This window comes from Kangiella shandongensis, assembly GCF_020005365.1.
Taxonomy (GTDB): domain Bacteria; phylum Pseudomonadota; class Gammaproteobacteria; order Enterobacterales; family Kangiellaceae; genus Kangiella; species Kangiella shandongensis.
On record NZ_JACNML010000010.1, the window covers coordinates 56,560 to 79,557 of the forward strand.

General features: G+C 46.2%; 24 protein-coding genes. 8 read left to right on the top strand and 16 right to left on the bottom strand.

Going from position 1 to position 22,998, the window contains the following annotated elements; translation table 11 throughout:
* Positions 1-3: 3 nt before the first annotated feature.
* Genes tsaE through orn form a run of 3 tightly spaced genes read right to left on the bottom strand, consistent with a single transcriptional unit; the run spans position 4 to position 2,691 of the window.
* Positions 4-525, bottom strand: a complete 522-nt coding sequence (gene tsaE, locus H7708_RS11275; protein ID WP_223670887.1) for a tRNA (adenosine(37)-N6)-threonylcarbamoyltransferase complex ATPase subunit type 1 TsaE — start codon at positions 523-525, stop codon at positions 4-6.
* On the bottom strand, positions 526-2,130 hold the full coding sequence (locus tag H7708_RS11280; RefSeq protein ID WP_223670888.1) for an NAD(P)H-hydrate dehydratase: 1,605 nt from the start codon (positions 2,128-2,130) through the stop codon (positions 526-528). It lies immediately after the preceding gene.
* Between the two features lie 3 nt (positions 2,131-2,133).
* Complete coding sequence (gene orn / locus H7708_RS11285; protein ID WP_223670889.1) at positions 2,134-2,691, bottom strand: oligoribonuclease; 558 nt, start codon at positions 2,689-2,691, stop codon at positions 2,134-2,136.
* A gap of 107 nt (positions 2,692-2,798) precedes the next feature.
* Here orn and H7708_RS11290 point away from each other — a divergent pair, with 107 nt between their 5' ends.
* The 4 genes from H7708_RS11290 (at position 2,799) to H7708_RS11305 (ending at position 6,597) form a co-directional block, all read left to right on the top strand.
* On the top strand, positions 2,799-3,167 hold the full coding sequence (locus tag H7708_RS11290) for a 4a-hydroxytetrahydrobiopterin dehydratase (protein WP_223670890.1): 369 nt from the start codon (positions 2,799-2,801) through the stop codon (positions 3,165-3,167).
* Positions 3,168-3,205: 38 nt separating this feature from the next.
* Entirely contained in the window at positions 3,206-4,186 is a 981-nt protein-coding gene (rsgA, locus tag H7708_RS11295) for a small ribosomal subunit biogenesis GTPase RsgA (RefSeq protein ID WP_223670891.1), read from the top strand.
* Positions 4,187-5,089: 903 nt separating this feature from the next.
* Entirely contained in the window at positions 5,090-5,941 is an 852-nt protein-coding gene (gene asd / locus H7708_RS11300) for an archaetidylserine decarboxylase (RefSeq protein ID WP_223670892.1), read from the top strand.
* Positions 5,942-6,045: 104 nt separating this feature from the next.
* Entirely contained in the window at positions 6,046-6,597 is a 552-nt protein-coding gene (locus tag H7708_RS11305) for a cytochrome b (protein ID WP_223670893.1), read from the top strand.
* A 44-nt stretch (positions 6,598-6,641) separates the two neighbouring features.
* Here the strand turns inward: H7708_RS11305 and H7708_RS11310 are convergent, their stop codons facing one another.
* Positions 6,642-7,160, bottom strand: coding sequence for a DUF937 domain-containing protein (locus tag H7708_RS11310; RefSeq protein ID WP_223670894.1), 519 nt, complete (start codon positions 7,158-7,160; stop codon positions 6,642-6,644).
* A gap of 134 nt (positions 7,161-7,294) precedes the next feature.
* On the opposite strand from H7708_RS11310, the gene H7708_RS11315 reads away from it, so the two are divergent.
* Positions 7,295-7,666 carry an MGMT family protein gene (locus H7708_RS11315; protein ID WP_223670895.1) on the top strand — a complete coding sequence of 124 codons (372 nt, stop codon included), beginning with the start codon at positions 7,295-7,297 and terminating at the stop codon, positions 7,664-7,666.
* A gap of 18 nt (positions 7,667-7,684) precedes the next feature.
* Here H7708_RS11315 and H7708_RS11320 read toward each other — a convergent pair whose 3' ends face one another.
* The 5 genes from H7708_RS11320 to H7708_RS11340 form a co-directional block, all read right to left on the bottom strand.
* The gene (locus H7708_RS11320) at positions 7,685-8,047 is read right to left on the bottom strand and encodes a TraR/DksA family transcriptional regulator (protein WP_223670896.1); all 363 of its coding nucleotides are present in this window, start codon (positions 8,045-8,047) and stop codon (positions 7,685-7,687) included.
* Positions 8,048-8,052: 5 nt separating this feature from the next.
* On the bottom strand, positions 8,053-8,391 hold the full coding sequence (locus tag H7708_RS11325) for a YqcC family protein (RefSeq protein ID WP_223670897.1): 339 nt from the start codon (positions 8,389-8,391) through the stop codon (positions 8,053-8,055).
* Positions 8,392-8,517: 126 nt separating this feature from the next.
* Entirely contained in the window at positions 8,518-10,740 is a 2,223-nt protein-coding gene (locus tag H7708_RS11330; RefSeq protein WP_223670898.1) for a TonB-dependent receptor family protein, read from the bottom strand.
* A gap of 77 nt (positions 10,741-10,817) precedes the next feature.
* Positions 10,818-11,351: a response regulator transcription factor gene (locus tag H7708_RS11335; protein ID WP_223670899.1), complete on the bottom strand. Its 534-nt coding sequence runs from the start codon at positions 11,349-11,351 to the stop codon at positions 10,818-10,820.
* A gap of 12 nt (positions 11,352-11,363) precedes the next feature.
* Positions 11,364-12,593, bottom strand: a complete 1,230-nt coding sequence (locus tag H7708_RS11340) for a sensor histidine kinase (RefSeq protein ID WP_223670900.1) — start codon at positions 12,591-12,593, stop codon at positions 11,364-11,366.
* 257 nt (positions 12,594-12,850) lie between these two features.
* On the opposite strand from H7708_RS11340, the gene H7708_RS11345 reads away from it, so the two are divergent.
* Positions 12,851-13,066 (top strand): hypothetical protein, encoded by a 216-nt coding sequence (locus H7708_RS11345; RefSeq protein ID WP_223670901.1) that lies wholly within the window; start codon positions 12,851-12,853, stop codon positions 13,064-13,066.
* Positions 13,067-13,552: a transcription elongation factor GreB gene (gene greB, locus H7708_RS11350; protein WP_223670902.1), complete on the top strand. Its 486-nt coding sequence runs from the start codon at positions 13,067-13,069 to the stop codon at positions 13,550-13,552.
* 5 nt (positions 13,553-13,557) lie between these two features.
* Here the strand turns inward: greB and H7708_RS11355 are convergent, their stop codons facing one another.
* Genes H7708_RS11355 through uup form a run of 4 tightly spaced genes read right to left on the bottom strand, consistent with a single transcriptional unit; the run spans position 13,558 to position 17,519 of the window.
* The gene (locus tag H7708_RS11355; protein ID WP_223670903.1) at positions 13,558-14,583 is read right to left on the bottom strand and encodes a lipid A deacylase LpxR family protein; all 1,026 of its coding nucleotides are present in this window, start codon (positions 14,581-14,583) and stop codon (positions 13,558-13,560) included.
* Positions 14,584-14,595: 12 nt separating this feature from the next.
* Complete coding sequence (locus H7708_RS11360) at positions 14,596-15,000, bottom strand: hypothetical protein (protein WP_223670904.1); 405 nt, start codon at positions 14,998-15,000, stop codon at positions 14,596-14,598.
* An 18-nt stretch (positions 15,001-15,018) separates the two neighbouring features.
* Complete coding sequence (gene smrA / locus H7708_RS11365; protein ID WP_223670905.1) at positions 15,019-15,600, bottom strand: DNA endonuclease SmrA; 582 nt, start codon at positions 15,598-15,600, stop codon at positions 15,019-15,021.
* 23 nt (positions 15,601-15,623) lie between these two features.
* Positions 15,624-17,519 (bottom strand): ATP-binding cassette ATPase Uup, encoded by a 1,896-nt coding sequence (gene uup / locus H7708_RS11370; RefSeq protein WP_223670906.1) that lies wholly within the window; start codon positions 17,517-17,519, stop codon positions 15,624-15,626.
* A 43-nt stretch (positions 17,520-17,562) separates the two neighbouring features.
* Between uup and H7708_RS11375 the strand changes: the two genes are divergently transcribed.
* Positions 17,563-18,201, top strand: a complete 639-nt coding sequence (locus tag H7708_RS11375; protein WP_223670907.1) for a class I SAM-dependent methyltransferase — start codon at positions 17,563-17,565, stop codon at positions 18,199-18,201.
* A 62-nt stretch (positions 18,202-18,263) separates the two neighbouring features.
* Here the strand turns inward: H7708_RS11375 and H7708_RS11380 are convergent, their stop codons facing one another.
* The 3 genes from H7708_RS11380 to H7708_RS11390 all read right to left on the bottom strand — a co-directional run bounded on the left by H7708_RS11380 (position 18,264) and on the right by H7708_RS11390 (position 22,876).
* Entirely contained in the window at positions 18,264-19,019 is a 756-nt protein-coding gene (locus tag H7708_RS11380) for a DUF4097 family beta strand repeat-containing protein (RefSeq protein ID WP_223670908.1), read from the bottom strand.
* Positions 19,020-19,078: 59 nt separating this feature from the next.
* A complete protein-coding gene (locus tag H7708_RS11385) occupies positions 19,079-20,917 on the bottom strand; it encodes an AsmA family protein (RefSeq protein ID WP_223670909.1) in 1,839 nt (612 codons plus the stop codon).
* A 273-nt stretch (positions 20,918-21,190) separates the two neighbouring features.
* A complete protein-coding gene (locus H7708_RS11390) occupies positions 21,191-22,876 on the bottom strand; it encodes a glutamine--tRNA ligase/YqeY domain fusion protein (protein ID WP_223670910.1) in 1,686 nt (561 codons plus the stop codon).
* Positions 22,877-22,998 lie beyond the last annotated feature (122 nt).

The window sequence follows — 22,998 nt, forward strand, 5'->3', positions numbered from 1 at the left end:
AATTTAAAGTGTATTGGCTAGTGTTTCACGGATTTTTTGGAGCTCAAGCTTTCGACTCCCTGCCGCGGTTAACTGTAATCCAGCAAGTCTGGCTTCACCGTCATAAGTTAAAGAAGCGATTAAATCAGCCTCTGGAATCATACCTTCACCTTTATCCGGCCATTCAAATATTAATAATGAGTCGTCGTCCTGATACTCACGAATACCGATGAACTCCAACTCTTCTGGATCAGACAAACGGTACAGATCGAAGTGATAGACGTTTAATGAATCAAATTCATATGGCTCAACTAAAGTATAGGTAGGGCTTTTTACCGCGCCGCTATGTCCAAAGCCCTGTAGCAGTCCGCGAACCAGAGTCGTTTTACCCGCCCCTAGCTCACCATAAAGGTAAATCACAAAAGGTGCGGAAATAGCTTTTGATAACGCCCTCCCCAAAGCTACCGTATCGGCTTCTGCCTCCAAAACAACGGACAGGTGAGTCCCTTTATGTTCGCTCTTGGCTTCATCACTCAGTTTTATCATTTACTCTTTATCCAACTGATTAATTAACACATTCAATTCGTCACTGACTTCTGAAGCCAAAACACCTCGGTCTCGTGCTCCAGCGGCACTTTGGCCGGCAGCAAAGTGTAACTCACTCGACAGCAAAGCCGCTTCCATCAATTCAACGCCTTGCGCCAATAAACTGCCCATAAGTCCCGTCAGCACATCACCTAAGCCAGCTGTTGACATGGCCGGGTGCGCGCCGGCAGTAATATAAGTTTCTGTACCATTCGAAATAATGGTTGCCGCTCCCTTGAGCAGGCAAATGCTATTATATTTACGCGCCAGGTTTTCGGCGACTTTTATTCGATTCTGCTCGACGTAAGCTGTATCTACGCTTAACTGCGGCTCGATCCGTCCCGAAGCCAGAACATCCTGCTCCTGAGCGTTCAAAAGCCTGACCCCTTCCCCTGCATGCGGTGTGAGCACACTATTTGCTGGCAGCTGATAATCGCCTTTAGCCAACCAATATAAGCCATCGGCATCGACCACCAACGGAACGTCTCTGTCCTTAATTGTGTATAAAACCTGCTCAAACCTCCGCCTCGCCGTCTCACCTCGTCCCAAACCCGGGCCAATGGCGATTGCCTGAAACCGGGTTAGCTGCGCACTCAACTCGGCAGCCATATCTTCGGTCTCAGTAAAGCCACGCCACATCACCTCTGGACAAGAAGCCAGAGCTGCCGTTTGATTGTCTTGCGATAACCAACAGGAGACCATACCCGCTCCGGTCTTGATGGCGCTAGTTGCACTTAAAATGGCGGCGCCGCCTAAATGCTCTCCGCCGCCGATGAGCAGGAAGTGACCACAGTCAAACTTTGAGCTCGTCATACTGCGTTGCGGTATTAACGACTGTATTTGCGACAGGCTTAGTTTCCAGGCTTCTGCGTCCTGTCCATAAGATAGTGAGTCTCTGACGCCTAAAGACTCCAGCACCAGCTTCCCCTGATATTGCAGAGCATCATTCATAGCCTGACCGGTTTTCAGGGCAACAAAACTCACGGTTAAATCGGCCCAAAATGCTGTCGGCCGCCCTTCGTATTCAGCAACACCGCCGGAATCAGCATATATCCCTGTAGGAATATCCAGCGCCACCTTGACCGCCTTGATATGATTGAGGGCAGTGATGGCCTCTCGATAATCCTCACGCAATACACCTTCAACACCAGTCCCCAATAAAGCATCAACCACGACATCAAAAGGTTGCTGGTGCTCCTCAAAAGCGGCCAGCTGCACAATCTCAAACTGCTGGTGAGCAGACGTTTTCTGAACTTGCTGCTGTAGGGCCGACCAGGCACGAACAGGATCACCGGAAAACTCAGCGTAGGGCTTTAAAGCCAACAGAGTGACATTAAAGCCTGCCTGCAAAGCAAGCCGCGCCACCACCAATCCATCACCCGCATTATTGCCAGCACCCGTTGCGATAAGCCAGTCGCCCGTTCCATTGGTATGCTTCTGAATCTGAGCAAAAGCGCTGGCACCCGCTCGCTCCATCAACTCATACAGCTCCATGCCCTGTCGCTGTACGTAAGCCGCTTCAATAGCCTTAATGCTGTCGACACTGAACAGTGGCTGCGGACTCATCACTCACCCTGCTTTGGTTAAATCGATGAAGTGCTCACGGTAATAGGCACACTCGGCGATAGACTCTCGAATATCATCCAGCGCCAGGTGAGTTGCGCTCTTGGTAAAGCCTGGCAGAATATCCGGCTTCCAACGACGCGCCAGCTCTTTCAAGGTACTGACATCAATATGACGATAGTGGAAGTAGGCTTCCAGCTCCGGCATATGCTTAACCATAAAGCGTCGATCCTGGCAGATGGTATTACCACACATGGGAGACTTCCCTTGCGGTACCCACTGTTTCAAAAACTCAATGGTCTGCCGACTCGCTTCTTTTTCATCAATATCACTGTCTTTAACGCGCTGCGTCAGGCCTGATTTACCATGCTGCTCGACACACCACTCATTCATGTATTTCAGCGTCTCGTCATCCTGGTGAATCGCCAGAACTGGCCCCTCCGCTAAAATATTCAGATCTTTATCCGTCACGATGGTCGCGATCTCTATGACTTTGTCAGTTTCCGGATCGAGACCTGTCATCTCAAGATCAATCCAAATTAAATTGTCCGCTTGTTGCGTCACAAAGCACTCCTCTTTGTTGAGTTTTGCTAAAAAAAACAGTTCGTTTCGGTTATTATAGACACAATTTTAAACACATGCAGATCAAAGCAACGAATTTTGGAGTATTTATGGAACAGTTAGCATCACAGCAATGTGTACATAGCGACGACTCAAAAAAGCCGCTGGACGATAATACACGTGACTCGTTACTCAAAGAGCAGCTACCACAATGGAACTACGATGCGGATAAAGGCGAAGTATCGCGTAAGTTTAAGTTCAAAAACTATTACCACACCATGGCTTTTGTTAATGCCGTGGCCTGGATTGCCAATAAACAGGCACACCATCCAGACTTGGAAGTCAGCTATGGACACTGTCTTGTTCGTTATACCACGCATGATGCGGGCAACAGCCTATGTCTGAACGACCTGATCTGCGCAGCACATATTGATGCCCTCGAAGGCAACGGCAACTTTGGACCGAACTTTCAAGACTAAACTGACAACCATTCCAGAAAACGACAATAGGCCAGACTTTGGGAAAAAAACGAAAACAAAAACATCAGAAGCGCAAACCGTCTGAAAACGTAGCGCCTGACATCAACACCGAAAGTCTTGGCCCTGAAGAAGAAGGCATTGTCATCAGCCGATTTGGTCAGCAGGTCGACATTGCTGACCAGAACTTCGAAACCATCCGCTGCTTTCTGCGTCGCTCTAACGAAGTCCCGGTAGTTGGCGATAGAGCCAAATTCAAACGCCAGGAAAAATTAAAAACTGGCGTTTTGGTCGAACTGGAAGAACGCAAATCATTACTAAAGCGTCCGACGCCGCACCACGGCATTAAACCGGTCGCAGCCAATATCGATCTTATTGCCCTACTGCTAGCACCAGAGCTTGGCTTCTCAGAGATGCTACTGGATCGATATTTAGTAGCTGCCGAATCGAGCAGTATCCCGGTGTGGCTGATATTCAATAAATGGGATTTACTTAACGAGCAGCAAAAAGCTGAAATCGAGAATAGATTACAAACCTACAAAGACATTGGTTACCCGATCTATTACATCAGCGCTAAGCATGGTGAGCAGGTCGATCAACTGGTCGAAGACTTACGCGGCAAACAGTTGTTATTAGCAGGTCAATCGGGTGTCGGAAAATCAACGCTCATCAAATACCTGTTTCCAGATTTAGAAATCACCACGGCCGATATTTCTGAAACTTCTGGTCTTGGCACTCACACCACCACAGCCTCTCGTTTGTATAAGCTGGATGAAGACACCTTTCTGGTCGACTCACCGGGGGTTAGAGAATTCGGCCTGTGGCATCTCGAAGACAGTGATATTCAACAGGGCTTTGTTGAGATTTATAAACTAGCCGAAAACTGCAAATTCCGCGACTGTAAACACATAAAAGAACCGGGCTGCGCCGTTCTTGCTGCCGCTAAAAATGGCGAAATTGCTGAATCACGCATGAAAAATTATCATCACCTGATCCAGCATTATGATCAGCAGTTTAGTTAACAAAGGTGTTTACAATCACGCTGCCTGTCTTAATTCTCTAACTCTTTTTTATTTGCTAATAAGAATAATGAAATTAAGCTTATAGGGGGGATAAACCCTAAAAAGAAATTAGCTACAACAGTAAGCGCTAGGCTTTTAACTCTCGTCTTTGCCAAAAAGTACGCGACCAAAGTGGCAACCACGACCCATAAAAACACAAAATTAATAACAACAGTGGCGTTAAGATCCATACTATAAGTCTCCCTTTGAATAAAGGTGAATTAAGAAGTTTAACGAGCACCAGCTGAGCTGGCGAAAATGATTTTCCGCCAGCTAATTATTAAATAGCTTAAACAAACCTGCAAAACTAATTAGTACTGGCTATAATAAACTTTCTTGTGTAGTGGTCAACAAAACCCGGACACCTTATTAGCTATTATAAAGAGAAGTAAAGCACTTGCTAATTTAACAACCTTTTTCATTTATATATTTCCTTCCTTTTTAGTTTGTGATTAAGCTCTATTGTGATAGAGCATAGAAAATTGTAATCAGAAACAACACATTGTCAATTGAAGTTATATATAAACAAAAAAGTCGATAGCCTTAAACTATAAAAACTAAGTGGCGAAATAGATTTAAATATCCGTTATAGAATTACATAAGCACGACATATAACGACCAAAATATTGAATAACTTTGACTAACTCCTAGAGCTGAAGAGAATGTTACAGAAGCAGATACTTAAAGAGTTCCTTGTGAGTGTTGATATTCATTCTTTGCATAACCATGATATCCGAGCGTTCTTCTTTTATTTCCTTTGCTTGACCATGCAAGCAAAGGAAATAAAACTTGGAATATTGAGAATAGTTATACACCAATATTTAAGTTACAATTCAATTAATTAACTTTACATCAACAATCACCATGGCCGATAAACTCAAAGTCTTATTACAGTATTTAATCCCACAACATGGGATTTCTCTTCTTATGGGGAAAATCGCGGAAAGCAAAAACCCGACCATTAAAAATACCTTTGCCAAATGGTTTATTAAAAAGTACGGCATCGACATGAGTCTGGCCGAACGCGAAAATCCTGAAGACTACGAAACCTTTAATGACTTTTTTACCCGTAGCCTGAAACCTGAGTTACGTCCTATTGCTGAAGGCGAAGACGTTCTGGTCAACCCTGCAGATGGTAAAATCAGTCAGCGCGGTAAAATTGAAGAAGGTTTTATTTTCCAGGCCAAAGGGCACCGTTTTAGTGCCAAGACATTACTCGGTGGCGATGCAGAATTAGCCAAACCTTTCGAAAATGGCGAGTTTGCCACCATCTACCTGTCACCAAAAGATTATCACCGGGTCCATATGCCAGTAACTGGCAAGCTGACCAGGATGCTGCACGTACCGGGCAAACTGTTTAGTGTTAATCCGTTGACAGCGCGCAATGTTCCGAATCTATTTGCTCGCAACGAGCGTGTAGTGGCCATGTTTGATACCGATATAGGCCCAGTCGCCATGGTATTAGTTGGCGCTACCATTGTCGGAAGCATTGAAACCGTGTGGGAAGGTACCATTACCCCACCGACACGGGATGAGATTAAGGTTTGGGATTACGATGGTAAGGACATTTGTCTCAACAAAGGCGATGAGATGGGACGGTTTAAACTTGGCTCGACCGTTGTTTTACTATTTCCTGAAAATACGGTCAGCTGGGAAAAAGGGATGAAAGCAAATGCTTCAACCATCATGGGCACTCCTTTAGCCTCCAAAAGTTAGCTCTCAAAATCAGGGCAAGGTACAAGTGTCGCCTTGCCTTCCTTAAATGAATCTGCCATTCTTTAAGCCAACCAGTTAATAAATAACATAATTAGGAGAGCAAGATGGCAGTAGCACCTGCAACCACTAAATACAGCATAACTATGCGTCTGCTGCATTGGCTTATCGCTATTCTTATTCTGGGGATGATAGTGTCAGGTTGGTACATGCACGGACTGCCTGATGAAGAACCGTTAAAAGAAGAGTTATACGGCTTGCATAAATCGTTTGGCATAACGCTCCTGCCATTGGTGATTATCCGACTTCTAGCCCGTTTCTCCAGCCCTATTCCTGAGCTTCCGGCTCAGATGTCCTGGTGGGAAAAAGTGCTATCGAAATTAACGCATTTCCTGTTGTATCTGTTGATGTTTGCAATACCTTTATCGGGGATTATCATGATGGACTACCTGGGAATTTTCCCGCTGGAATGGTTTGGCGTATTTACCATGCCAGACTTAATACCGGATGACATGGATATGTTCGAGCAGCTTGAAGAAGTTCATGAAATCCTGGCCTATTCGCTGCTAGCTCTGATTATTTTGCATTTTGTTGGTGCTTTAAAACACCGTTTCCTGGATAAAGGAAAAGATACCGACGTGCTAAAACGGATCATTTAACCGCAAAAAGGCCCTGCTTAATTCAGGGCCTTTTTTGTAATTTTTTAAAACAGCTTCCCAATAATTCCTGCCGCATCATCCAATACTGAATTATCGTTATCCATATCCAGCACTTGGTGCAAAAAACTCCTTTCTTCATCCTGCGACTGAGTTTCTTTGCTCAATGAACCCATCAACAAATTTGCTGCTAAGGGTAACATCTGCTTTAACACACCGCTGTCAAACCCCGTTTGATTAGCAGCCTGTTCGGCAACTTTGCGACTGGTGTTTTTACTGCCAAGCAGGTGACCAAGGATAGCATTGCCGTTGTCCACCGCGCCCTGCTCAACGATACGCTCAGGTTTCTCAATATACTGCTCATTCCTGCCGTCCGATAAGGCTCTCTGTAAAGCCTCCATACCATTTTGCTGCTGAGAGTTTTGATGCATCCCCTGCTGCAATGATGGCAACAGATGCTGCAAAGCCCGTGTCGTTTCCTGCGTGCCCAGATTGAACTTCTTTCCGATTTGCTCAACGGCATCCGAGTTTCTATCTCCCAGCACCATATTTAACAAGTCCTGCATACCATGCTCCTCTATATTTCCTATAGGTATTGGATTAACTATACGCCCTGCTTAATTTATAGGCAAAAAAGCTGTGGTAAACTTTAACTTTATTTACCTTCTTAACTGATACAAGTGCAAGTACAGGTGATGCCATGAGCTCCAATATGGAACATTTTCGTCAACAGGTGTATTTCTGGGTCAAACAGATACCCAAAGGACAAGTGACCAGTTACGGCACTATCGCCAAACTGGCGGGTTTTCCTCGCCATGCACGCCATGTCAGTAAAGCACTGGGCAGTGCACCAGACAGACAACGCTTACCCTGGCAGCGGGTGATTGGTGCTGACGGCAAAATTGCCTTTAGCCCGGATAGCGATCACTACGCCATCCAGCAGAAACTACTTCAGCAAGAAGGTGTTATTGTGAAAAAGGGAAAGGTGGATTTAAAACTATTTGCCTGGCGCTCACCGCTGGAGAGCTCGGACGAAGCTCTGGATATACGGGCAGAGGAGTTTTTCAGATAGCCCAGACCTACTATTAACTCAAGGATGATTGTCCCGCTTTTCCTGCAGAGCCTGGCAGTCGAGACACAGCTCGGTTTCTGGTGCAATCTCCAGACGCTTATCATCAATATTTTCACCGCACCCCAGACAAAAACCATAATCATCCGAGTCAATACGTTTTAAGGCTCGGCGCACCGCCTTAAGATGTTTCTGATCACGAACATGTGAAGCATTAACCATTGCCTGCTGCTGCATAGCATCACCACGCGACACACGCCCCTGCCGAGCCTGATCGAGCTCCACGGTCTGGCTGGACTCAGAAGTCAGCCCAAGGTATTCCATCAGCTCAGCTTCGAGCCGCTGCAATTCCTCTTTGTAGTGACGCTGTTGCTCTTTATTCATTATGATTAGTGTAAATGACTCAGATGAGAAACCTCATCAAATTTTTGGATGGCACGGATCAACTTCTCAGAGTCCTCCGTTTCCTTAAACGCTTCCTGCGCAATAGGAGCAATCTGAGCAGGGCCTGGAGGCAATTCTTTACGCTTCACAATACGGCGCATACGCGGCAGAAAGACAAACTGTAACCACTGTTCGAGTCGTAACGTATCCACACAGAAAGGCATACTGCTCTGCAAAGCATCCTCGCCGGGATGCTCGCTGGACCACAGCTCCAGTTCAATCAATCTAGTTTCAATTTTTTCAAAGACCAGCAGATATTCTTCAAACCAATCGACTTGCTTCATAGTCCTACTCTTGTTGCACGATTAACTTCAATTTTACCTTATTTTGCCACTAATTTCAGATGCACAGGAAACACAAAAAAGCCCACATTAAGTGGGCTTTTCGTTTCAACAATGTGCTCAACCCCATCAGAAGTCTAACTTCACGCCAATTTTTGCCGTTCTTGGCTTATCCGGACGCGCACCATATGGCTCGCGGGCAACGATAGTATCTTCGTCCGTAACATTTTCGATAGTGGCGAAGAAAGTCACTACATCATTTGTGTGATATTCAGCTGCTAAATCGACCAGAGTGCGCTCATCAGTGCGCTGGAACGGCCCACAGGCTGGCTTAGTGCATAGCTCGTCCATATAGTTTACGCTCGCCAGTAAACTCCATTTCTGGTTATCATAACCAAAAATCAACTGCGCCTGATTCTCAGGAATATAAGGAATTGGCTGGCCTGCTTCGACAGCACCCCAGACGTTACTGTCGAATGAACTGCCAAACTCGGTCTCAGTGAAGGTATAGCTTAAACGCGCTGGCCAGTTTTCTTTAAACTCACCAGCAACCATTAACTCAACACCTCTAACCTCAGCTTCGCCACCGTTGAATTTATCACCTTCGTTATTGATATCACAGCCGCTGTTAGCCAAAGTACATTCTCCGAGCAAGTTGTCATAATCGCTGAAGAAGGCGATTAACTCGCTTGAGTACTGAGAGCCGCTAAAGCGCAGACCCAACTCATAATTCCAGCTTTCTTCCGGCTTGTCATCAGCGCTGCTACCCGGAGGGGCAAAGCCTTTGTTAACCCCCATCAGTACGCTGGTCGTGTCATTAATGGCCCACAAAGCACCGAAACCAGGAAGTACTTCCGATACGCTGTTGGTACGAACGCTTGGCGTTGCTGAGCGATCCGGTGCAGAGCTCCAGTCTTCACGCTTTAAGTCCACGTCTTCATAACGCACACCCGGTGTGAAAGTCCAGTCACCCCATGTGATGGTATCAATCAAGTAGTATGAGTTAGCTTCTGCCGAATCAATACGATTACCGGCATCGCCCCAAACACCCGGATCGACTAAAACAAGCTGGCCATTTTCCTGAGTATAAAAGCTACGACGCTGGAAGCGATCGGCCTCATCTTCATGCACTCGAATACCTAATTTCAGATCATGCTCAAAGTTACCGGTCATGAAGTTCCAGTCCAAACGAGTTTGGATACCTCGATTCATGTAAGCACGGTTTCCGTCCACTTTGTCAATGAGATCGTTACCACTATCAGCACCGTTTAAAATGGATTGATAGTAATTTGCCAGCGCACTACCCGGGTTAGTGTTGATTTCACCGACCACCGAAGACCAGCTGACGCTGTTAAAACTGCCCGGATTGGCAGTATCTTCCATGTAAAACTTACCCGTTTTATGCCAGTTACGCGCAAAATCATTATCATACGCTGTTACGTGTAAATCCAAGCTGTCACTCAGGTCAGCGAAGTAGCTTAACACCACCTGCTCATGTTTCCCGGTAAACTGGTCGCCCGCGGAAATGCCATACATGCGGTAAGGATCGACTGCAAAATCAGCATCGGTTAAACCAACATAGGACTGATCCGACACTTCGTGTGAATTTTGCAGTTTAATGTCGAGTTGTTGATAAATTGCTGCATCGGCATCGGTGTTAAAGCGCAGCTTAACGATCTGATCTCGTTTTTCAAAACCGGTCTCCTGCCCGAGGCGGTCAATGGTTTTGAAACCATCACTTTGATGATCGTTCGCTTCAATCAAATAGCCAAAGTTCTCATAGCTGTCGCCGTAATAGAAATAGCCATGAAGCTCTTCGTGTTGCCCTTTTTCCAGCTTCAACTGGCCTTGCCCTTCGACTGGAATCTGACGTGAAATCAAGTTAACTGCACCACCCACCGTGAATGGGCCATATTGAATGCTGGCAGGACCTTTAAGGACTTCGATTCCAGTAATTCGGTCAAATGTTGGGAAGTAGTAAGCCGAAGAGGCGGCATAAGGTGCTGGGGCGATTAACACACCATCCTCCATTAAGCTAACACGGCCAGTACGACTGGTACCGGTGCCACGCAGCCCAATGTTGGGACGTAAGCCCAGTCCATCTTCAAGCTGGATATAGACACCCGGAACCTGGCGCATAGCGCGGTTAACATCACTGTATTTAAACTCTTCTAACTCAGCTTCTGTAACAACATGAGCAGAACCAGCGACTTTCAGAGCATGAGAACTATCACCAATGATAGTGATAGTTTCAATATCTTCACTCGACGTTTCTTCTGCCAAGACAGGCGATGTAGCAAGCCCTAATGTGACCGCGGATGCAACCAAACTAAAATGAAACGAACTTTTCATTACGATTTCCTAACATTTTGGATTAAATTCTCGAGCGGAATTATAAATCTAAATGAGAATGATTACTATCCTATATTTCATTTTTGTGACGGTTTCTTACCAAGCTTGCGTTGCAAGGTCCTGCGATGCATGCCTAGTGCTCTGGCAGTTGCCGATATATTACCCTGATTTTGCGCTAACACGGTTTGAATATGTTCCCACTCCAAACGCTCCACTGACAAAGGCTCTGCCTCCACTGGAGCTGACGAATCAGTATCCGGTTCCAAAGCCTGCAGAATCTGAGTGGCATTGGCCGGTTTCGGCAAATAATTATCCGCGCCTAGCTTCATCGCCTGCACCGTCGTAGCGATACTGGCGTAGCCGGTTAAGATAAGGATTTTACTATGTGGGTGGCTGCCTCTAAGCTGAGGCAACAAAGTCATTCCGGAATCATCCTCCAGAAATAGATCAAGCACAATATAATCCGGGGTGTGAGTCGAATGTTCCTTTTGTGCCTCAGAAAAAGTTTGGAAGACGGTGACAGAGAGCCCTTTCGCTGCTAGCGAACGCGATAACACCTGCGCAAAAACTTCATCGTCCTCGATCAGCATTAATGTCTTTTGTTCGCTCATACTCCATGTCCTTCAAACGGTAACCAGTGGCAAACGTACGCTAACAGCGACGCCATTATCGTTACTTTTGACCGCTAACTGCCCATCGACATATTCTATGCTGGCATTCGAAATTAAGGTCCCAACCCCCATCCGTTCAGATGATTTGGTGGTAGTGTCTTCGCGGGGACGCCAACCGTAAGCCTCAATAATGTCCCGCGTCATTCCCGGCCCATGATCAATAATTTCTATGGTGCAGTATTGCTTATCAGTAAATACATTGAGTTCCAGACTTTTCCTGCCAGCCTGTTGTGAAGCCTTAGCAGCATTATCAGCCAGATTCAGCAAAGCACTGTGCAGCCCAATATGACTTTTCACCTTGCCCGCCGGAGGTTGTTGCTTAAGTTCGACCTGTGCCTCCGGCTGTAATAACCGAAAGCCACTGATGAGCTGTTGTATAATTTGCTTAACATCAACCACCTGAAACTTACCCGACTTTAACTCATCAAACTGCTGCTGGCGGCTTTGTGCGATGCTCTGGCAACATTCAATTTGCTGCTGCATCAGTTGCAGCTCCTGCTGCTTTAGTTCATCGTTCTGTAACGCATCATCGATCATCACAGCCAGAGTTGCCAGCGGTGTATTCATTTGATGAGCGGCATCAGCTGCAGAAAGACCTAACGCCGTAATATAGTCATCTCGTAACTGCCTCTGCTCATGTCTTTTGATACGCTTTTCCTGTTGGCGTATGGCTCTCGATAAATAGCTTGCGACGTAAAACAATAAACTCGCACTGGCAATAAAAACCAACCACATCCCGGCGAGGTGAGACGAAAAATTACTGCCATGAGCCGATTCTGGTTGATATAGGAATAGCAGGCTATACAGCACTACGGCTAATGTTAGAACGCCGAATGCCAGCCATTGGCGTAAAGCAACAGAGGCTGTTACCACCGCCAATAACAAAAGAGATATGAGTGGATTGGACACCCCTCCTGTAAAGTAGACATAACCGGCCAGAAACAGCAAATCCAGACACAGATTCAACAGCAACGCCATGTCGCCCATTCTCAGCTTCTGGTTAAGCCATCCCGCAAGTAATAAGCAGCCCTGAGCAGCAATAAAAACCCAGGCGGCGACAGGAATGGGGTTAATAAACCACACCATATAGCTCACCTGCATCAATAGAGCGACAGCCCGGATCCAGCTCATGGATATCAAAATGCGTTGTGTAAATCGTTTTGTCTTAACTGCTGTCGTCATGGACTGGCTCCCAAATCGTACCCCAGAGATTATAGTGCAGTCTGCCATTTTTACATAACAACTCGGCAAGCCTGCGACAATTTGTCGCATCGTCAAAGCAGGCATATCGCTTTAATATGCCTCTACCAGATTTCTCCACACTATTTTGCTGGCCTTGCGCCAGCTTTTTTTTACTGACATCTCAAACCCACTCTTTAACTGTTGTTGCTGCTTTTAAAGCTTCCTATAATACGGCTTTTAAGCAGAGGGAAGTTTTTATGTCATTCACAAAATATGTCTTACTTGGTTGCTTCATACTGTTGTTGTCTGCCTGTAATTCAGAACCAGAAGAAAGAACCGAGCTCAGTGATTACAAAGAGAAGCAGCTGGATAAAGCTAAGAAGATCGAAGAAGAGATGAACAAAAGAGTCGACAATATCAACAAGCAACTGGACGACTCTACGACAGATGAAAAAGATGATGACAATTGGTAAATGAAACGCTCAAACCTGATCACCGCAGCTGGGGCTACTCGCCTGCGCAACGAGCTGGCCCATCTATGGAAGAACCTTCGCCCGGAAGTAACCCGAGCCATTAATGCCGCAGCTGCCGAAGGTGACCGCAGCGAGAACGCCGAGTATATCTATCGCAAAAAGCAGTTAAGGGAGATTGACCGCAGGGTTCGCTATTTACAAAGGCGGACGGCGGAAATGCAAGTCATCGAACATACCCCTTCGAACCAAAACAAAGTGTTTTTTGGTGCTCGTGTCACTTTAACCGATGAGCACGATCAGGAAATTAGTTATCGTATCGTTGGTTCCGATGAGTTTGACCATAAACCAGAATACATCAGTGTTGACTCACCCATGGCCAGGGCGTTGCTTGGTAAAGAGCTGGACGATGAAGTTACCGTTAGACTGCCCGAAGAAACAAACCGCTTCTGGATAACAGAAATTAAGTATCCCGATCCTAACCAGTAAGATGTTTAAAAACGGTAACTGATACTGAGCGAACCAAAGCGTCCGTTGTGGTCATTTTCTTCAAACGTCGAGCTGGTTTCAGCCACCGAAAATAACAGTCCCCACTTATCCCAGTTCCAGACGGCGCCTGCGGACACAATAAAGCGTTCATGCTTCAGCGTCACCGCATGGCTATTTCTGAAGGTGTTGCCGTCAACAAAGATGTCATTAAACACATAACTGGCTTGCGCCGCGATGAATGTGTAGAAGTGACTATCGGTAGAACCAGCCAGAGGATTGATATCACGCCCGGGTAAAATACTGACAGCGGGGAATGTTTCTTCTAAACCAGAACCGAAGCGAAGCATCGCTGATGCCGCCACTTCCGACGAAAAAGTTCCAGCACTACCACTGGCAAAGGTTAAAAAATCGCTACCGAAACCATTGCTATTGGTCATATCAACACGCCAACTTCGCTGTGCGGCGACATTGAACACCAACTCATTATGTAACTGATTATCCCAACCTTGAGGACGTTTTGAACCCGTCAACTGATGCACAAGCTTTTGCGTGCTCTCAGCAAGAGACGCAGGCCCTACCATTCCCGCAATAACGTAGAACTGATCGGCGACCTCATTATCCCAAGCGTACAGAGTCCCTTTCCAGCCCAGCATGCCGGCGTAAGGCAGGTCATCATCAATCAACTCCGTAGTTTGAATATCTTCAGGGGTTTGCATCATCTGGAAAACCGCATAGCTCACGGCTTTTTTGCGCTGATCATCCATTTCAATAAACAGAAAATCACTCAGTCCTGTGAGCCAACCCGGAGCACTGCTATCCAGATAATCATCGTAAGGTCCATAGCCCCAACTGTAGCCAATACCGTTAGTGTAACCTCCGTCCTTTCCTGCAAATAAATCATTCTCGATAGTTAAGGTAGCGAAGGTGCCAACTGCATCATCACCCTGCTCTCTGATGGTTGCAGCAGCCGAAGTCGAGCCCAGCTGTACGATAACAAAAGCCAACCCCGCGATTGTTACTAAGTAGCGCATAGCACTTCCCTTTTATAAATTCTGACCAAAACGCTCTTTCACTCGCTTCTTAACCGCCTCGACCAACTGCTGCCTGTTACCCGAACTTTTAACACCTGACTTCAGTGCGTCTTCAACAATATCTGCAACATCATCGACGGTGACGGTTTTTTCCTCGTCAAAAGAGTGATGCTGGAAAAGATTAATATGGCGATCACTTTGACGTCCCCACTTCATCAAACGCTCCCAGTAGGAATTGTGGTCTGTACCTTTTAACAAGTCGAGAACGTAGCAGGCTAACCCTACTGGCATCAGTGCAAAATCCCTGATGGCATCGAACCATAACTTAACCTGTAGTAACAACAGGTTACGTGTTTTCTTCCAGATCCCTGTTGCCTTATCATCCGTAACGGTTAAGGTTTTTCCTGTATTGCTCATACAAAATATCCAACTCTTTTAGGTGGTTTTATTATAAATCTCTCGGTTTAACTGTTTATGGTGCTCATTTTTCTTCAACAACACATAAACCGAGCCCAAACCACCGTGTTTTCGTTGCGCGCTATGAAACGCCATCACCAGCTCGTGCTGTTTCAGCCAGTGATTGACATGACTTTTTAAAACCGCCTGGGGCTGACTTCGCTCACCTTTACCGTGAGTAATTAATACCGTCCGTTTACCTCGTTTAACACAAGCCTTAATAAAATAGAACACTTCATCCCGAGCTTCTTTTACCGTCAGTCGATGTAAATCGGTATGAGCATCAATCTCGTACTTGCCGAGCCTTAAGTTCTTATAAACTCCCTCTTGTACACCGTCCATTTTATACTCTAGCCAAGCATTAGGCTCTACCGGCTCCACAAAATCAGTGGTCAGGTAGTTTGGGTCATGACTGGGCTTACGTCCCAAAGCAGCCTCCTGTCTCGCCATTTGTGACAGTGAGGGCTCCTTTTGCGTCATATGTAGGTTGACCTGATCGTTTTTAATGCGCCTAACGCCTTTCAGTTCTTTCTTAAACAAATCAAGCTCATCTTGTGACATACAAACACCTATACTACTTACAACTAACTTTGCAAAGCCTCTTTCATGGCTTCCAGCTCTTCCCAGCGTTCGAATCGCTGCTCCAGAGTAGCTTCCATCTGCTCAAGCTGGGCATTCACATCCGCGATATGCTCCTTCGACTGCTGATAAAAGTCTGGCGATGCCATGTCCTTATGTAATTGTTCAATTTGCTCTTCAAGTTGAGCAATCTCAGCTGGCAGCTGCTCCAGCTCACGCTGGTGTTTATAGCTTAGTTTAGCAGATTTTTTTCGCGGTTTAGCCTTAGCTTCAGATTTCTGTCCTGCTTGACCTGATGTTGAAGAGCCTGACTTTTGTTTTGGTCGTTGTCGCAACCAGTCATCATAACCGCCGACATACTCTTTAACCTTGCCTTCACCCTCAAAAACGATGGTGCTGGTGACTACATTATTAATAAAGTCCCGGTCGTGAGAAACCAGCAGCATGGTACCTTCATAACCAGCCAGCATATCCTCAAGCAATTCCAGCGTTTCAATATCCAGATCGTTGGTCGGCTCATCCAGAATGAGCAGGTTCGAGGGCTTGGCTAAAATTTTAGCTAATAACAAGCGGTTACGCTCACCGCCCGATAATGCCGTTATCGGTGCCCGCGCTCGTTCCGGGGTAAATAAAAAGTCCTGCATGTAGCTGATAACATGGCGCGGTTTGCCATGAATGGTCATCATATCCTTACCTTCCGAGACATTGTCCATGGCCGACAAGGATTCATCCAGCTGCGCCCGGTGCTGATCGAAATAAGCAATGTCGAGCTTGGTACCTAACTTTACAGTCCCCTGCTCAGGCTCTAACTCTCCCAGTAATATTTTTATCAGGGTCGATTTACCGCAACCATTCGGCCCGACAATACCGATCTTATCGCCACGCATGATCAGAGTAGAAAAATCATCAACCAGGACACGCCCCTGGTAAGTCTTGTGCAGCCCCGTAGCCTCAATCACTTTTTTACCCGACACTTCTGCCTGCTGCGCTTTCATATCGACGTTGCCAATGAGGTTACGACGTTCAGCACGCTCCTGTCGAGCGGCCTGCAAACGTCTCACTCGCCCTTCGTTACGAGTACGCCGCGCTTTAATCCCCTGCCGGATCCAGGTTTCTTCCTGTGCCAGCTTCTTGTCAAACTCCTGATTTTGCTTTTCTTCGGCTGCCAGACGCTCTTCTTTGCGACGTAGGTAGTTATCATAATCGCCCGGCCAGGAAGTTAGCTGTCCGCGATCGATCTCAACGATCCGCGTAGCTAAACTCTTTAAAAAGCGACGATCGTGGGTAATGAACAGGATGCTGCCACCATAGGCCTTTAGAAAGCCCTCCAACCATTCAATAGAATCGATATCCAAGTGGTTAGTCGGCTCATCCAGCAGTAAAATATCCGGCTGCTCGACCAGCGCCTGCGCCAACAACACTCGCCGTTTCATGCCGCCGGACAATTCCTTAAAATCAACCTCTGCATTCAAGCCCAGGCGATTAATCACTGACTGCACTCGCTGATCCATGGCCCAGCCATCTTCAGCTTCCAGTTGCTGCTGTACTCTGGCCATTTGCTCCAACGACTTGTCGTCAGTTTTAACACTCAACTGATGGAATTGCTGTAGCAACTCACCCGCTCGCCCTAATCCTGACGACACCACCTGAAAAACGGTTCCCTGCGTATCATGTGGCACTTCCTGGGTCAGTTTGGCTACCTTGATGCCTTCCTGAAAACGGAGATCGCCATCGTCTGGGATAATTTCACGGTTAACCACCTTCAATAGCGTAGACTTGCCCACGCCATTACGGCCGATAATACAGACGCGCTCACCGGGCTCGATGGTAAAATCAACGTTATCGAGTAATGGTGCACCACCATACCCGACTTCAACTTGTTGTAAGGTAACTAGAGACATTAAACTGTATAATAGAAATTTTGACCCATTTTAACTGAAAACCATGAATATCGCCTGCCCTCTTTGCACCAGTCATCACATTGAGCATTACTACCGGGATAAAAAGCGTACCTATCAGCGCTGTTTGCAGTGCAATCTCATTTTTGTGCCGGACGAATACCACCTTGCTCAAGCTCAGGAAAAGCAGGTCTATGACTTTCATGAAAACTCGCTGCAGGATGCTGGCTACCGCAAATTCTTGGACAAACTTCTAGCTCCTTTATCGCAACGTTTAGCCCCTCATGCCCGGGGCTTAGACTTTGGCTGCGGCCCGGGGCCCACCATCAAGCCGATGATGGAAGAGCAAGGCTTCAGCGTCAATAATTACGATATTTACTACGCCAACAACCCCGCGGCCTTATCGCGCCACTATGACTTTATTACCTGTACCGAGGCCATCGAACATTTCAGTCGTCCGGGAAAAGAGTTATCCCGGCTCGACTCACTACTGGAAAGTGGAGGCTTTCTGGGTATCATGACCAAAAGAGCCACCACAAAAGATGCCTTCAGCCAATGGCATTATAAGAACGACCCGACCCATATCTGTTTCTTTTCGGAAGCCACCTTTCGCTGGCTCGCCGACTGGTTAAATTACGACGTGGACTTTCCGGGCAACGATACTGTCATCCTGCAAAAGCGTTAGCCCACAAACACAAAAGCGACCGAAGTCGCTTTTGCCAGATACCTGAAAACACTGATATTCGATTACCTCTTACGAACCTCGATATCACCGTTAACGGTATCAAACTTCAATGAAGCACCACCGGATTTGTACTCGCCTTCCATATCGGCACCGACATAGTCACCTTCTTCAACTTTAATGCCAAAGTCGTTAGACAAGCTGCCGTTAACCGTATCCGTCTTTAATTCAAAGCCATCGTTTTCTGGAAGATAGATTTCAATATCGCCATTAACGCTATCGCCCTTAATACGGGTAGAGCTGCTTAATTCTTCAAGCGAAACTTCAACGTCGCCATTAACGGTGTCAAACTTAACGTTGTTAGCAGCTTTTTGTACCACGATACGGCCATTAACCGTGCTCACTTTCATTTCCCCTCTGACCGCACTAATCTCAATGTCTCCATTGACCGATTCAATCGTACGAAGCGAAACGCCGTAGGGAACTTTTAGCTCGAAATCGACCTCGCCCGAACTTCCGCCCCAGCTCATAAAGCCGCCACTTTCAATATCGACCTCAATATCAAGCTCTCGCTCACTGTGGGCAACATCAACATTAACGTTTTCCAGATCGTCTTCGTCGTCGGCAGTAACCGTATACTCCAATGAGATCTCATCTTTATCCCATCCCGAAATAGTAATGTCACCATTAATATTGTCGATGGCGACATTACCATGAGCATCAAACTCATAGTTTTCCGAGAACGTCTTCGTTTCATCTGCCAATGCCGTCAACGACATAACGCTCAAAGCCAGCGCCGGGATACTAAACCAAGTTTTCATTTCTACACCTCGTTATTTACTTTCGTTTCCTCTTTTGATGCAGGAAATCATAAAAGGGTTTAGTTATCTTTTTTACGTTTAAATATATCGCCCAGTTTATCTTCGAGCTCATCCTTAGCTTTGTCTTCTAACTCTTTTTTCTTCTCATCAACTTTATCCTGATACTGAGCCTTGAGCAAAGCCTCAACATCGATACTGGCACGCGGTTCCGCCCAGGAACCTTTTAACTCAAAAGGCAAAGCCTTGGCTTTCAGTTTTGGGTACTTAGCTTCTAGAGCTTCTTTTAAACGTCCTTTTAATTGAAGCTGGAAATTACCAGCAATGGTCTCTTTATTGGCATCAGTCGAAGCTTTACCCACCAGATCGAATAAAGGAGAGTTTAACTTAAAATTCGGCAGCTCAATTAATCCTTTATTAGCACGGATGTTACTGCTTAGATTAGCAAAGGTCGTTTTGCCACTGTAATTTTCCTTGTTCAGTGCTTGCAGGCTCAGTCCCGTTTCAATCAACTTGGCGACATCAATACCGTTGAAAGCGCCGTCAGCTAATTGCAGTTTACCGGTGCCATTTAAGTTCTGTAGCATTTGCTTCACACCAGCCCCTTTGGTTTTCATATCCAGATCCAGCTCACCCAGCCCCGTCAACTTGTCCATCTCGAAAAAAGCGGCCAGCAAATCCCCAACCTGAATGCTTTCAAATTGAGGCTGTACAGCTAACGCTAACGGTTTAGCGGCAAAGTTGACACTGGCAACAGTTTCCACATGTCCCTGAAAGGCATCTGCCTTGAACGGATTCAACATCAGGGTGGCACCTTTATTGCTTAACTTCGCCGACACATTGTTAAAGCTGGCATTTTTTAATACCAGCTCCCCTATCGCAAGCTTCCCTTTAATACGAGCAGACTGCAAAAAGTCGGCTACGGGAGATAAATCTACGGTCCCTGACGACTGGGCCTGTGTCTTTTCCCCTGTCGAAGCCAGCAGGCCGGCCAGCTCAATGCGTTTTGCATTTAGGGTCACGTCAAGATCCGTTGTTTGCCCAAAACCAGACTTCAGATCCATATCTATAGGCTGTCCATTTAATTTCAGCACCCCCTGATGATTCACTTTGGTGCTTCCCTCTTCCATTGACATGGCCAGATCACCCTGTAGCGCAACAGAACTGAATTGCTCACTTAAATTATCAAGTTCGGCAGCCAACTGATTAACTTTAAACTGCTTGAAATCCTTTCCAACCCATAACTCACCAGTTACTTCCCATTGTGACTCCCGTTTACCGGTTTTTAATGAGCCCTCGGCAGTGATTGGAGTATTTTCTTCCGGCTTGAAATCGTTGATCCCAAAATTCGTAAGATGAAAGCTTTGCGACAGCGTTTCTCCGTTATATTGATTCAGCGTAAAATTCTGCAGGGATAAACTCTCCAGACTTAAATTACCGATTGAACCACTTTTTTCATCGCCGCCACGGCTTTGCTCTACCTGTTTTTCCTGCGCCTCGGATAACGCTTCGAGATTAGAGCGACCTGAATGATCTTTGATCAGGTTAAGCTCAGCACCCGACAGTGTGACAGTCCCCACTTCAATATCACCTGAGATTAAGGGCATAAGCTTGATGCTGGCTACGACTCCATCCACCCTGAGAAAGGTTTTATCACTTTTAAAACTGGCTGGTTGGGATAAGGTGACTCCACCCGTTTCTACCTGTAACCATGGAAAGAAGCTGAGACTCAACTCCTGTTCAATAACCAGCTCCGCCGTTGTCGTTTCTTTGACCGTTTTCACTAATTGTTTTTTAACGTCTTCGCTGTCAAAAACAATAACGGCAACGATGCCCAAAACAATGATTAGCGCAACGAAAGCACCAACGAGACCTAAGATCCATTTAAATAATTTTTTCATAATCAGCCACAATATCAATAAGTTGGAGTATATTTCATTAGATTAACCTTGTTCAACGAAGGTTCCAACCAACTTTATCACTTTTTGTTTGAACTATTTGTAAAAAATGTGGACTAATGAATTGAAAGGTTAAAAATTCTTTGTTGTCGTGTGATGAGCGAGTAAAAAACTCAATCTATGTGTTAACAGTTATCAAAAGTTGTTAGTCAAAAGTAAAAGGCCAACGGGATGTTGGCCTTTCTTTTTTTATCAAGCAGTTAGAAACATTACTTCCTACTTATCACTCCACGAATCACGTAAAGTCACGGTGCGGTTATAAACCAGATTATCAGCACTGTGCTCATAGCGATCTGCAGTAAAATAGCCTTCACGCTCGAACTGGAATCGCGTTTCAGGCTCAGCATTGGCCAGACTGGGCTCAACCATGGCTTTGATAGTTGTTAGAGACTCAGGATTCAGTGCCTCGTAGAAATCATCCATCGCCCCTGGGTTTGGTACATTAAACAACCGGTCATACAAGCGCACGGTTGCTTCTTTGGCGTATTTCGCTGAAACCCAGTGAATAACACCACGCACTTTACGTCCCTCCGGATTCTTACCCAATGTATCCGGATCATAAGTACAATGAAGCTCTTTAACGTCACCATTGTCGTCCAGAACGGCTTCGTTAGCCCTGATAACATAAGCGTTACGCAAACGCACCTCGCCATCTTTTACCAGACGCTTGTACTTTTTATTGGCGCTCTCTCGATAATCCGCACGGTCAATGTACAGTTCACGTGTAAACGGCAAGTCCCGTGTGCCCATCTCTTCCATTTTTGGATGGTTTTTACCTTGAACTGTCTCTTCCTTGTCTTCCGGATAGTTGGTGATCACCACCTTAATCGGATCCAGAACCGCCATGCGGCGCTCGGCCATCTTATCCAGATCATTACGAACTGCATCTTCCAGCAACGTCATATCACTAACGCTATTAACTTTACTGATCCCAACTGCAGCACAGAAGTCACGAATCGACTTAGGGGTAAAACCACGACGACGCATACCGGCAATGGTCGGCATACGCGGGTCGTCCCAACCATTGACTTTGCCACTTTCAACCAGCTGCGTCAGCTTACGCTTCGAAGTAATGGTATAGGCCAAATTCAGTCGCGAGAACTCAATTTGCTGTGGGTGACACGGCGCACTGATATTATCCAAGACCCAGTCGTACAGTGGGCGATTAACCTCAAACTCCAGGGTACACAGCGAATGTGTAATGCCTTCCAGCGCATCCGAAATACAATGAGTAAAATCATACATCGGATAGATACACCACTGATCACCGGTGCGAATATGGTGCAGACGACGAATACGGTACAACACCGGATCACGCATCAACATGTTCGGGTGTGACATATCAATTTTCGCGCGCAGCACCATTTGACCATCGGCATACTCGCCAGCTTTCATCTTACGGAACTGCTCCAGGCTTTCTTCTGCCGGACGCTCACGGTACGGGCTTTCTTTGCCCGGCGTCTGGAAATTACCACGATTTTTAGCAATATCTTCCGCTGGCTGTTCGTCGACGTAAGCCACTCCCTTCTGGATCAGTTCTTCGGCAAAATTATACAGGTCATCAAAATAGTCGGAGGCGTGGTGAACCTCTCCTTCCCACTCAAAACCTAACCACTTGACGTCTTCCTGAATTGAACGCGCAAACTCTTCGCTTTCTTTGGCCGGATTCGTATCATCAAAACGGAGATTACACGGCGCCTGATAATCCCTGGCAATTCCAAAGTTCAGGCAAATGGACTTGGCATGTCCCACGTGCAGGTAACCATTCGGCTCGGGTGGAAAGCGCGTATGGACTTTGCCATCATTTTTACCCTCCGCAAGATCCTGATTAATGATATTGCGGATAAAGTTAGTTGGCGTTGAATTTTCAGTAGTGTTATCCGTTGCTTTAGTCTCAGACATGTTGGAATTGCTCACACATTCATCAAAGTTATAAACACTGAGCCCGTTGGCCCAGACGTCATTGCATTACTCGTAGCCACAAGAATGGCTAAAAACGTCACAAGAGAGTGATTTTAACGAGA